Annotated in this window: 14 protein-coding genes; 2 read left to right on the top strand and 12 right to left on the bottom strand. The window is 33.9% G+C overall.

All coding sequences use genetic code 11. The features are described from left to right. Positions 1 to 16: 16 nt before the first annotated feature. Positions 17 to 814 (top strand): enoyl-CoA hydratase/isomerase family protein, encoded by a 798-nt coding sequence (locus MKY02_RS10340; protein ID WP_340711144.1) that lies wholly within the window; start codon positions 17 to 19, stop codon positions 812 to 814. A gap of 129 nt (positions 815 to 943) precedes the next feature. Here MKY02_RS10340 and MKY02_RS10335 read toward each other — a convergent pair whose 3' ends face one another. The 10 genes from MKY02_RS10335 to MKY02_RS10290 form a co-directional block, all read right to left on the bottom strand. Continuing rightward, positions 944 to 1,309 (bottom strand): hypothetical protein, encoded by a 366-nt coding sequence (locus MKY02_RS10335; protein ID WP_340711142.1) that lies wholly within the window; start codon positions 1,307 to 1,309, stop codon positions 944 to 946. A gap of 549 nt (positions 1,310 to 1,858) precedes the next feature. Next, a complete protein-coding gene (locus tag MKY02_RS10330; RefSeq protein ID WP_038182114.1) occupies positions 1,859 to 2,374 on the bottom strand; it encodes a GNAT family N-acetyltransferase in 516 nt (171 codons plus the stop codon). A gap of 411 nt (positions 2,375 to 2,785) precedes the next feature. Further along, positions 2,786 to 3,646 carry an agmatinase gene (gene speB, locus MKY02_RS10325; RefSeq protein ID WP_246832133.1) on the bottom strand — a complete coding sequence of 287 codons (861 nt, stop codon included), beginning with the start codon at positions 3,644 to 3,646 and terminating at the stop codon, positions 2,786 to 2,788. After that, complete coding sequence (speE, locus tag MKY02_RS10320; RefSeq protein WP_340711141.1) at positions 3,636 to 4,490, bottom strand: polyamine aminopropyltransferase; 855 nt, start codon at positions 4,488 to 4,490, stop codon at positions 3,636 to 3,638. Before speE ends, speB begins: the two co-directional genes overlap by 11 nt. After that, a complete protein-coding gene (speD, locus tag MKY02_RS10315; RefSeq protein WP_179078254.1) occupies positions 4,490 to 4,921 on the bottom strand; it encodes an adenosylmethionine decarboxylase in 432 nt (143 codons plus the stop codon). Before speD ends, speE begins: the two co-directional genes overlap by 1 nt. Further along, positions 4,922 to 6,421 (bottom strand): aminotransferase class I/II-fold pyridoxal phosphate-dependent enzyme, encoded by a 1,500-nt coding sequence (locus MKY02_RS10310; RefSeq protein WP_235175697.1) that lies wholly within the window; start codon positions 6,419 to 6,421, stop codon positions 4,922 to 4,924. It abuts the gene before it with no gap. Continuing rightward, the gene (gene metK / locus MKY02_RS10305; protein WP_038182118.1) at positions 6,418 to 7,608 is read right to left on the bottom strand and encodes a methionine adenosyltransferase; all 1,191 of its coding nucleotides are present in this window, start codon (positions 7,606 to 7,608) and stop codon (positions 6,418 to 6,420) included. Before metK ends, MKY02_RS10310 begins: the two co-directional genes overlap by 4 nt. Positions 7,609 to 8,942: 1,334 nt before the next feature. After that, positions 8,943 to 9,755 carry a hypothetical protein gene (locus MKY02_RS10300; RefSeq protein ID WP_038182123.1) on the bottom strand — a complete coding sequence of 271 codons (813 nt, stop codon included), beginning with the start codon at positions 9,753 to 9,755 and terminating at the stop codon, positions 8,943 to 8,945. Positions 9,756 to 10,286: 531 nt separating this feature from the next. Further along, positions 10,287 to 10,517, bottom strand: coding sequence for a hypothetical protein (locus MKY02_RS10295; RefSeq protein ID WP_076064995.1), 231 nt, complete (start codon positions 10,515 to 10,517; stop codon positions 10,287 to 10,289). Between the two features lie 103 nt (positions 10,518 to 10,620). Next, on the bottom strand, positions 10,621 to 11,439 hold the full coding sequence (locus MKY02_RS10290) for a Cof-type HAD-IIB family hydrolase (protein ID WP_038182128.1): 819 nt from the start codon (positions 11,437 to 11,439) through the stop codon (positions 10,621 to 10,623). Between the two features lie 130 nt (positions 11,440 to 11,569). Here MKY02_RS10290 and MKY02_RS10285 point away from each other — a divergent pair, with 130 nt between their 5' ends. Continuing rightward, on the top strand, positions 11,570 to 11,791 hold the full coding sequence (locus MKY02_RS10285) for a hypothetical protein (protein ID WP_038182131.1): 222 nt from the start codon (positions 11,570 to 11,572) through the stop codon (positions 11,789 to 11,791). Between the two features lie 21 nt (positions 11,792 to 11,812). Here MKY02_RS10285 and MKY02_RS10280 read toward each other — a convergent pair whose 3' ends face one another. Both MKY02_RS10280 and MKY02_RS10275 read right to left on the bottom strand, forming a co-directional pair. Continuing rightward, positions 11,813 to 12,184: a helix-turn-helix domain-containing protein gene (locus tag MKY02_RS10280; protein ID WP_038182134.1), complete on the bottom strand. Its 372-nt coding sequence runs from the start codon at positions 12,182 to 12,184 to the stop codon at positions 11,813 to 11,815. Between the two features lie 27 nt (positions 12,185 to 12,211). Further along, positions 12,212 to 12,628: a hypothetical protein gene (locus MKY02_RS10275; protein WP_340711138.1), complete on the bottom strand. Its 417-nt coding sequence runs from the start codon at positions 12,626 to 12,628 to the stop codon at positions 12,212 to 12,214. Positions 12,629 to 12,642 lie beyond the last annotated feature (14 nt).

Below are 12,642 nucleotides of genomic sequence, written 5' to 3'. Positions count from 1 at the left end.
ATTTAGGGGGATAATAATGAAGGTTATAACTACAAGACTTGAAGCAGAGGATGCAAAAATCGTTTATCAAGAAACAGCTGGTATTGCGATTATTACCATTCACCGCCCACAGGCAAAAAACGCGTTAACAGAGAATATGTGGGATCAACTGCGTAAAATTGCACTACAAACATTAGAAAATCCCAAAAATAAAGTACTTATTATTCGTGGTCATGGTGAACAATTCACTGCCGGCTCTGATATTAAAGAATTCAATTCGATTTCTCTTGAAAAAGCAGAGGAAGCATTTATTCATATGGAAAAAACAATCTCTACTGTTGAGCGCTTACCTATTCCAACAATTGCTGTAATCAATGGACCAGCGATGGGTGCAGGACTCGAATTAGCACTTGCCTGTGATATTCGTATCGGTTCACATAAGGCTAAACTTGGCATACCTGTTGGCAAATTAGGGATTACACTAAACAACCAATTTGCTCAACGCCTTGTCAACTTAATCGGACCAAGTATGACAAAAGATTTAGTATTTACAGGACGCATGTTAAAAGCTGAAGAAGCATTTCGCGTCGGTATGTTAAACTACTTAGTTACTGAAAAGGACTTAGACCGTTACGCAATTCGTATGGGTAAATTAGTAGGTTCAATGTCTCCTGCTTCATTACTTGCTGTCAAGCAATCCGTACAGGAATGTGTTGATTCAGCACCTGTTTTATGGAAGGGATCCACGCCATTTGTTGATGCAACTGATTTCCCTGAAGGCATTCGAGCATTTGTTGAGAAACGTCCACCCGTTTTTGCACGTAAACTACAATAACACCTTCTTAATGGGTTACTTCTCATAGCCCCTCTTTGATGATTTAGATTAAAGGTTGAAAAAAACTATGTTGTAACGCATATTTAGCTAAATACAAAAAGCCATCGTTTTGATCAAAACGATGGCTAGTTATTTATTGGAAATATCGTCAATCGCTTGAATAGCTAGTTCCAACGCTTTAATTCTTCTTTCTAAAAGCGTTCTTTGGGGACTACCAATCTTTGACTTAACATAAATTTTCTCAATAGAAGGAAATAAACCAGTAAGAACATTGTGAGCTTCTGATAAATCTTCCTTGGTGTAATAATGGGGGCTCTGATACCAAACGTTCTCTAGCATTGCTAAGCCGATGCAAACAGCTTTGAGTCGTTTCTTTACTAATGTAGTATTTACGCCTTTCTGAGTCATCTGGGACAAGGCATTTTCGAGCTTACTGATTGTCGACTGTAAAGATTTTATTGATTCCAATTTATCTACATTTGATACATTTAGCATAATGGTACTGTCCTTTCTTCGTTTCTGAATTATTTTGCTTGATATTTGATGAAATAGTCAAAACGTGATTTCACTTGCAATATTTTAACATAAATAACTCTCTCTCTTTTAGAGGAGTTTTCAATATTCTGGCCCATTGTTGAACACAATTTAAATAACACTCTTCAACTAAACTGCCCTTTCACAAATATATATTACCATTAAAATCCAATATCCCAATTAACTAAGACTGCCCTTGATCTAAATTAAAAAAGAGCTGTTTAAACAGCTCAACTATCTTCTAACAAAGGGTTTTATCAAAAGTACTTTTAAATAATAAAGGAGAACGTCGTTGCCTCTTTTACTAATGCCTCCGTTATTTGAGTAAAAGGTAATATTCATTATTGAGATAAATGTATGTAATCTAATATTTCAATATTGAACCCTTGATTACTTTTCTATTTATTAAGAGTTTTATCAAGTTTTGTTAAAAAGCTACACGAATGAGTTACTTTATAGATTACTGAAATTCAATGCCTATCTTCTACTGATATGTTCCGGAGTAATTTATTATTGTGATCGACTGTAAATTAAGTGTAGAATGTCTCTACCTCGATAATGCTTTATAAATTCTCCCTCAATTTTCATCCCGATTTTTTCGGCAACTTTACTTGAAGATAAATTATCAGGCCTAATTTGAGCAATAACTTTTTCTGCATTTAATTCATTAAAGGCATAATTCATACAAGCCTCCGCACCTTCAATAGCATAGCCCTTGCCCCAAAATGCTTTATCAAGAATATAGGCAATCTCAATATATGAAACACCCTCAATAGAATCTATCATCGGTCCAATTACACCTATGAACTTGCCAGTTTCCTTTTCAATTGCCGCAAAGTAACTAAAGCCATCTTGTTCATATCTATTTAAATTTTTTTCTATCCACTCATTCACTTCTTCATCTGAAAACGCGTGATCCCATGCGTACATTACTTCTATATCTTGTAGAAAAACACATAAATTATTAAAATCATCTTTAGTTATCTTCCTAAATCCAAGTCGATCAGACTGTAAAATCCATTCCATTATATTCACCTCTTATAAATGTTCTCAAATACGCTAACAATTTCTCTATCACTAGATTAATTCATTCTCCCAGCAACCAAGATAATAAAACTTATAGATTAGAATATCATAGTTTTCTAATTATTACTAAAACAGAGAATTATTATATAACATCTAATAAAATCTTTAAATAAACTCTTTACACTCTCTTCATATTCTCTATCTTAATATTTGATTTATTGACTCTCCCAAAGACTTTTTACTATAGTCAAAAAAAAAATCCATTTTGAATAAACTACATCAAAATGGATTCTTTCTATTTTAATAGTATTTAATAAATTCCACTCACAAATTGTGAATCAATACAATAAAATACGTTACTTATTAACAATACGACTTTCATTTACTTAAAGACCTTTTCATACAAGAAATCTATTTATCTAATGTAAGTAAAAGTTCTCTAATAGTTTTACAAGCCATCGCGGTAGAAGCTCCAGATGGATCATATGGTGGTGATAGTTCTACCACATCCGCAGCCACAATTTGTTTTAGTGTTTGAAATTGGTTGATTGCTTCTAATAATTCACGATACGTAATTCCACCTGGTTCTGGAGTTCCTGTTCCAGGGAAAACACCAGGGTCAAGTACGTCTAAGTCAATTGTAATATAGACTGGAACATCTTGAAGTTCTGTTATTTTCTCTTTTAGTGTATCAAGAGAAAAGCGTTCCATATAAGTATGTTCTTTTGCCCATTCAAACTCTTCTTTTAAACCAGAACGAATCCCAAATTGAAAAATTCTACCGTCTCCAAGGAATTCATGACAACGTCTTATCACAGAAGCATGCGACAATTTTTCACCTAAATAATCCTCACGTAAATCAGTGTGAGCATCGATATGGATTAAGTGCAAATTTGGATATTTTTCGTATGCTGCTTTAATAGTAGGTAAACTAACGAGATGCTCTCCCCCTACCATTAAAAACTTCTTACCATCCTCCAAAACTTCTTGGCAGTAGTCAAAAATTTGATCTAACACTTTTGAAGTATTGCCAAAAGGCAAGTCCAAATCGCCACCATCAAAAATTGCAGCTTCTTCAAGATCTTTATCTAAATAAGGTGAGTAGCTTTCTAATCCAAATGAGTCATTTCTAATCGCTTGCATTGCAAAGCGTGTACCTGGTCGAAAACTCGTTGTTCCATCAAATGGAACACCAAATAATACAGTTTCTGCTTCGCTATATGATTTCTCACAACCTATAAAAGTGTTCATATTTAAAGCTTTATTCCCCACGCTGTAGAGCCTCCTTTACGTAACTCGGTAAACCAAATGCTCCAGCATGTAAATTCGTATTATAATATTTAGTTTTCAGTCCAAACTTTTCCCAAGCTTCAGCATTCAAGTCTTTCAATGGATCAAAGGTTTTAGATGCAAAACCAAATAGCCAATGGCCTGAAGGATATGTTGGCATATGATATTGATAAACATGAGTAATTGGGAAAATATCTTTAATCTTTCTATGTGCTTTTTTCATATTAGCAGCATATTCCGCAAAATAAGGTGATTCATGTTGGTTTATTAAAATACCATCTTCATTTAAAACGCGATAGCATTCTTTATAAAATTCTGTAGTAAATAGACCTTCACCAACAGAAATTGGATCAGTAGAGTCCACAAGTATTAAATCAAAGGATTGATCAGGTGCATTTTTAACATATGCCAAACCGTCATCAAAAAGTAACTTCATACGGCTATCCTCTTCAACACCATTAGCAGTTACTGGTAAGAATTCTTGACATAAACGGAAAACACGCTCATCAATTTCCACCATTACTACTTCTTCAACTGTTGGATAACGCAACACTTCACGCGCTGTTCCGCCATCTCCCCCACCAATAATTAATACTTTTTTAATTGAAGGATTTGTTGCAAATGCAGGATGTACAATCATATCATGGTATACGAATTCGTCTTTCTCATTAACCATCATTAAGCCATCCAAAGTGAAAAATGTACCGAATTCCTCTCCTTGATAAAAATCAATTTGTTGAAATGGAGTTTTTTCACTATAAAGTTCTTTGTCGTAAGCAATTGAAAATTTACATTCATTGCTCCATTGTTCAGTATACCAAGCCATTATTTCACACCTTCTAATTCTATTTTCACTTTAATTTGATCAATTTCTTGTTCTGCAAATTGGCGGATTTTATCAGCCATACCACGGGGAATTTCAAAAGATTCCGTCTTTGTAGCATGCAGTTTTTCAGATAAGTAGTCAGCTGCTTTCCATGGATTTACTGAATCGCCGCAAGTATATACATCTACAGAAGCAAATCCATATTCCGGCCATGTATGAATTGTCAAATGTGACTCTTCAATAATAACCGCTCCTGAAACTCCATACGGATTAAAGTGATGGAAAACAGATTCAACAATAGTTGCTCCTGAGTAGTCCGCCGCCTCGTTCATAAATCTTTCAATCAATGCATTATTTTCAATTACCTCACTTGGACAACCGTAAAACTCAATTAAAACATGTCTTCCTAAAGTTGATAATTCTATACCCATTTACGCTTCCTCCTTGATTACAGTTATATGATTTGCTTCTTTTGCTTCTATCAGAACGTTCCCTAAAGTTTGACAATAATAATCGTATTGCTGGAGAATATCTTGAGAAATCAGTTCTCCTGGAATAACAAGGGGAATACCTGGAGGATAGATCATCAACGAGTCTGCACTTATCCGACCTACTGCATCTTCAATGGCGATTGATTCATGTTCTGCATAAAATGCTTCGCGTGGACTTAAAACCAGTTCATTCACTTGATTGGCTGTTACATAAGTTGATTGAATCGTCGTATTCTTTCCTATTCTCTTTTCAATGTCCTTTAAAGCAAAAACTAATTTGTCAATTGAATTCTTCGTATCGGCACTTGTAATGACCGCCATCACTACATAACCTTCTGCTAACTCCATCTGAATCCCGTACTTTTCTTTTAAAATTGAATACATCTCAAATCCAGTTAATCCAAGATCATTGACCCGTATTACTAATTTTGTCCAGTCGTACGATTGATTAAAATGTGCTTGTACATATTGTGCTGTCAATACTTCATAACGTGAGTCCGTTTCAATTATTCTCACTGCGTCATCTATAATTGGCTTTAAATCAGCAAATCGCTCTTCACCATATATAGACAGCTCTCTTCTAGCCACATCTAACGAGCTCATAAGTAGGTAGTTTGCACTCGTTGTTTGTAGCATGTTCAATACTTTTTGTATGTGCTCTGGTGCGATTTTGTCATTTTTAAGAAGTAGCAAAGAACTTTGAGTCAGAGATCCACCTGTCTTATGCATACTTATAGTAACTGCATCTGCCCCAGCAGCAATTGGGTCTATGATGTCATCAGACATGAACCCTAAATGGGCACCATGTGCGCCATCGACTATAACCGTAATATCACGCTCATGGGCGATACGGCAGATTTCTCGTAAATCACTCATCGATCCAAAGTATGTTGGATATGTTACCAACAAAGCCTTTGCTTCTGGATGTTCATGCAGTGCGTTTTTCACATTCTCAACAGAAATGCCATGTGTAATCCCAAAATGATGGTCGACCTCGGGCTGTATAAATATAGGTTTTGCCCCACTTATGATAAGTCCATCCATCACCGACCTATGACCATTTCGCGGTACCAACAAAGTATCACCTGGCTTGCAAGTTGCCATTATCATTGCCAGTATTCCTATTGTGGTACCGTTAACTAAAAAATAAGAATGATCCGCCCCGAAAGCTTCTGCAGCCAATTTCTGCGCTTCTTTAATAACAGTTTGAGGATGACTCAATAAATCAAGTTCTTTCATGGAATTAACATCCATGCGCAGAGTCATTTCCCCAAGTGCTATTTTCAAAGGATTCATTTGTGCGCCCATTTTATGGCCAGGTACATCAAATGGTGTAACATCTTGCTGAGCATACTGGATTAATGCCTCAAACAATGGCATCTTATCCTGTGCTTCAAATGTTTTTCTCTCGGTAGCAAGCACTTGCATGTCGTTCATCATTGACCAACTCCAGCAAATTCAAAGCTGGATACAAGTTGTTTCAGTTCGTTCACTTTATCTGTTCTTTCCCAAGGTACATCTAAGTCACTTCTTCCGAAATGTCCATAAGCTGCAACCTGTTTATATTGTGGTTTACGTAAATCCAACATGTTAATAATACCCGCTGGTGTTAAATCAAAAGTTTTGCGAATTGCACGAAGTAACTCTTCTTGTGACACTTTTTCAGTTCCAAACGTTTCAACAGCAATACTAATTGGTTCGCTTACACCAATTGCATACGACAATTGAATTTCACATTTTTTTGCTAACTCAGCAGCAACAATATTTTTTGCTACATATCTTGCAGCATAAGCCGCAGAACGATCGACTTTTGTAGAATCTTTACCAGAAAATGCTCCGCCACCATGTCGTGCAGCTCCACCATATGTGTCTACAATAATTTTACGTCCCGTTAATCCGGCATCACCATGTGGTCCACCAACAACAAAACGTCCTGTTGGGTTAATTAAAATACGGAATGTTTGATTTAAACCGAACTCTCTAGCAGTCTCTTTAATTACGTTTTCAATTACGTAATCTTCAAATAATTCTTTATCGAAATCTTCATCATGTTGAATTGACATCAACACCGTATCAATAATTGGTGTACCTGGATTTGTATAATCTATTGTTACTTGTGATTTCATATCTGGGCGTGCCCATTTAAAAGCCCCACTTTTTCTAAGTTGAGATGCTTTTTTCACTAGCGTATGTGCCATTTCGATTGGTAGTGGCATCAAATTTTTCGTTTCATCCGTTGCATATCCGAACATAATTCCCTGGTCTCCAGCTCCAATTGCTTGAGTATCGCTTGATGAATCGATACCCATAGCAATATCAGGTGATTGACTGTGAATTAATACTTGTACATCACAAGTATGCCCGTTGATTCCTAGACGTTCATCAATGTAACCAATTTCAATCAATGTATCTCTCGCGATTTTCTCAATATCTAATTTGGCTGTAGTCGTAATTTCACCGCCTACAATTACTGTGTTTGTTGTGTCAAACACTTCACACGCCACTCTAGAAAATGGATCTTGTTCAAGCGCTGCATCCAATACAGCATCAGATATCTGATCTGCAATTTTATCAGGATGCCCTTCTGATACAGATTCGGAAGTAAATACAATTTTTTCAACCAACATTAACCACTCCTGTAAAATAAATTCATTTTTTAGGCATAAAAAAAGCTCTCCTCCAACCAAAGGAAAGCTTCGATTAATATCAGCTGCTTATCCTCTTATCGTTCACAAAGTTAAACTTTGCGCTCAGGTTGGGCACCCATGATCTGATTCACTCCGAACCAAATTGGTTTGCCACCGTATCTTCGACCCCTCGTCTCAACGGCTATTAATAAGATGACTTTATTTATGATGGTGCTAATGTTAATAGATTTTAATAATCATGTCAATTTATTTTTTTAAGATTTTTTAGTGAAAAAAAAATCTTCTTTAAATAGCAAAAAAAAGTTTTAAGGGATTTCTATGAATCTCTAAATTTCACAAAACCTTAAAGAGTGCCTATCAATTAAATCAACCTTTTACAAGCGCATAATCTATTCACTATTTTTTTGTAAAACAATTTCGTAGTGAAAAATAGTAGCTCAACCTTACAAAACCTAGTAAACCTCTAGGTAAAGATATATACATGAACTTATATTCAATTTATTAAACTCAATAAGAAAATAAAAAAAGAATTTATTTATAAGATCGAGTTTTCGATTCAAATAAACACTACTGAATCTATTTTATTTATTATCTATTTAGCTAAAAAAGTACTCGTAATAAGGTTAATTTACCAATAAAACAAGTGAGTCATATTTTCTGAGTTTGAATAATTACAATTATACTATTTATAAAAAAATTTTAAATTTACACAGTTATTCTGATATTTAAACTAATGAAAAATTACAATTTTCCCTATATTTATTTTTACACAATTTCTATTATCGCTAAATTTCCAGGTGGATCAATCGGAATTTCTTCTACCTATTACTCATTACAAAGATAAAACTATCCATCTAAATCCAAGTGAGAAATAAGGTTTTCAGTATAATTAGAAAATTGATTTTTCCCTTAGCTAAGTACCTCTCTGTTCGTTTTTCAGAAAAAATAAAACACATTTCAAGACATAATCACCTTAAAATGTGTTTCTTAGATCATTCCATATTTAATGTTTTTTTGTTTTCTTCGGATAACAAAGCGTAATAGCAATAGTAACTACTAGACTTGTTTGCGCTTGGACCTCATCATTTCCACTTTTATATAAAGCCAAATATAGCATAGTGCTATCAAGATAATAAAAATTATTTTCAACCATATGCTTATTGCCGCATCAATTACTGCAAATACTAAACTTGCAACTAATAAAGTGCCTATAATACTTAATATTTTGTAGATCATTATTTGTAAACCTCACATTGTATGTATTTAGTTAATTGTTTTTTTACGATTTCCTTATTAAAGACCGTAATAGGTAATTAACTCCCAATCATTTGTATCTGATTTACTGTTATTCGTATTTCTGCTAATTCCAGGTCGAAATGAGTATCAAATTGTTGTGCGATATCTTTTTGCAAAGCCATCATAGCATCTGGTATAGAGTAATCTATTGGACCTTTCAAAGCTACTGTTATATGTACAGATGGCAATGGTAATTGCTGATATTGTATTTTACTGGACTTCTCAATATTAGAATTCAGATCGCAAGTAATTTTCACCATATCTGTAAACGCTTTTTTTTGAATAGTGATTGTTTCATCATGAAAATCTGGTTGAACTATCGTTGTTTCACCTATTTTTTCACGCTTTGGTGTGAAAATTTCCACACCCTTTTGAATAAAGCGTTTAAAGAAATTTTGTTCTACCTGCTTCAATGGAATCGGCATAATATGCTTACCTTCTGTTTTACGTATAAACTGCGCAAGCTTCATCTCACCTGAGGAACGTAAATCACTTATATAGTAAAAATGATCTATATCTCCATATCCAAGTCTCTTTGCAATTTGTATCGTCATTTTATTAGAAGTACCAATAAGCAATATTTTCTTTGGTTGATGTTGGTCAATTGCCTCTTGAACATCCTGTAAATGCTCTTCATCCGTGAAAATTGCACGTTTCACAGCTTTAAAAGGAGATTTCTCAAATTTCGCAGATAACCCTGCTACCTTTTCACCATTCACGATCAGTAGCCCATCATCTATAATAGCATCGATTTGATGTGTATGCGCAAACTCAAGCGCTGCAGTGCTTTTACCTGTTCCACTTGGACCACTAAGTGAATAAATCTCCATACTAAACCTCCAATGAAATGACTTCTTTACTTTAATATAATTCAATTATTTGATTTATATTGCCTCTATTTATAGTTCTTTAAACCATTTATTTTAGCATATTTTATTTATAATGAAATTAAAATTTGAATCAAATCATCTATTATATAGAGCTAATAAAACTTATAGCATAAGGGACAAAACATGTGATAACCAAGATAAACTATTTTTTATTTTTGTTATCATTCATTAACCATCTAATAAATACAAAAAGACAAGTCAAAAGTAAAGCTGACATCATGTTTGTAATCATTTTTGTATCTTCATTATTTATTGACTGTAATAAAAACATACATACAAAAAAGAAAACAATAGCTATTATTTTTCTCCAGTAAGTCTTAAGTAGTTGTTGTGTTTTGCCCAATAAAATAATCACCTCGTCTTTATCATCATTAACTTATAATAAGGTTCTAAATTCCCCTGATTATTACACATTTCTAATAGCGTTAAATGCTTGAAATCTTCAACAATGTTCAAATTACTTTATTATTACTATGTATTCAAATCTCTTTCTTCAATATATTTCTCTATAGCAGTCTTATCCTTATCTAACTTAAAATCATGCTTCTTCAGTCTATTGTTCACTTCAATAAGTACAAATAGTCCTCTAATCAAAACGCCTATTATGATACCAAAAAAGATTATTATAGCTACATCTCCTAGCGCTAAATAGGCGATAAAGCTAGATATAATGCCCATTATTATGTATAACGTTAAATACATATAATTCTCCTTAAAATACACTTTTTTATTATTATACCAAAATATATATACTGGCTCTAGTTAAACAAAAACGCACTCAATTATTTACATTGAGTGCGTTTTATTATTTCAATATGAATTTCTCTATGGCTTTAGCAACCCCTTCATTGCTGTTAGTATCTGTAATATGTTGAGCTATTTCTTTAACAGCTGGAATGGCATTGCCCATTGCAATTGGTAGACCAGCAAATTCTAGCATTGTCAAATCATTCATGGCATCTCCAATAGCCATGACGTTTTCATACGTCACATTCAATGAATTACTTAACTCCCTCAATGCATTGCCCTTATTAGCCGTACTCGAGTTCACCTCAACATTTTGCAGAAACGATGTTGTAATGTTGTAGCCAAGCTCCTCTAGTTGATCCCACATTGCAGCCCGTTCCTCAACATTTTTAAAAAACAGATTAAATTTGTCGATTGGTAATTTTCGTTCAGTGATAAAATCATGAATATTCGGTACAGGTGTGCGCGTTTTGATTATAAAGTCAGCAAAGTCACCTGCGCCGTATTCTATTGGCCGATCATAACAATGTTGACTTATATAGGCTTTACCATCCGCGAATGCTTCTATACGTAAATCTATTGGCTTAAGCAATTGCATAATTTGTAGCGTTTGTTCAAGCGTTAATGTATCTTCGTATATTTTTTGTTGCTTAGCCAAATTCCATACTGCTGAGCCATTCCCGGTGATTGCATATTTGACAAAAGGTAAATCCATGAATACATCCTTTAACTCATCAAGCGTTCTTCCTGTACAAATAGCAACTTCTACATTGCTGTCCACTGTGTTTTTTATGGCTTCAATCGTTGTTTCTGTTAACTGTAATGATGGCGTTAAAGTAGTACCATCCATATCTAAAGCTATTAATTGAATACGCATTTCTTTTCCCTCTATTCCATTTTTGCTATTAATAGTGAATTGACTTAAATAGGTTTTCAATATTAGAACAACCTTCAGTATGATAATATTGAGTTATATGATTGATTAGTTAAAGGAGCTCCATTATATCATGTCTAAAATTGTTCCAAATATGTTAAATCCATTTTGCATTACCATTGTCGTCGTATTAATAATACTATTCGGCAATCAAGCATTGGGGAAATACGCCAATGAATCTTATCCCCTTGCTATTGTATTCTTAATACTTATGATTGCATGTATCACTTTTGCCTTTTATTTAATAAAGGCATTCAGATTAAAATCAAAAACTAGGGAAGTTGAAAATGATTAAAAGCTAGCAAATGCTAGCTTTTTAATTTCCGATAATCGTTAAAGAACCTAAATCCTTTAGCCATTTATCCAATCTTTCTTTAGGATAATATTTTATCTCATCTACTTGTAGGTAAGGTAGACCTTTGTAATCACTTCCATCATTACTTGTTAAAGTATATAAAGTTGGTCCATCAATACCCAAGTATTCTATAACTTCCTCTTCATTTAAAAGTGGACCGTAAGTTGATTGTACAAAACCACTATCATCATTCTCTACAATAATTCTTTGCTCATTAGAATTACCAGTAGTTTTTTCACCAGCCATACATCCTCCAATTACTATACAAATACCAAGAAAGTACAACGGTTTAATGATCGGATTCACTTTTTTATCATATTCTATATTTTTCATCTCAATCGTCTCCTTTTTATAGTACAGTTAAAAAACCTCACGCCATTGTGCATGATTTTTCAAATAAATATCTAATTTTGGATATCTTCCACAATACGCAAAACCTTGTGGTGGTGAAAACTGGTACATTTCTTTTAATATTTTAAGTGGAATAGCCTCAGTTAACTCATATAATTGTAAAATGGGATAGGCATATGTATAATTTGAGTTCCCCTCATTAAAGGATTGATCACCGTAGCCAACCTCTTTTACTTTATCCGGAAAATGAACCGGTGTACCGACTATGGCGCAATATTTTAAAGATGAACTAGGTGCAGACTCATAAATCCAGAAATGATTCACTGGTAACTTCGGGATTTTCGATCGAAACTCATTAACCTTTTCTTGAGACTTTATCAGTTTGCAGTATGGCGGTTTAATGCTAATGAAAATTCCTGTTTGCAATATTTATCACCCCC

Source organism: Viridibacillus sp. FSL R5-0888 (assembly GCF_038009105.1).
In the GTDB taxonomy this organism is placed as follows: Bacteria; Bacillota; Bacilli; order Bacillales_A; family Planococcaceae; genus Viridibacillus; species Viridibacillus arenosi.
Note: the sequence above shows the minus strand (reverse complement) of the source record. Positions and strands in the feature narration are given on the sequence as shown.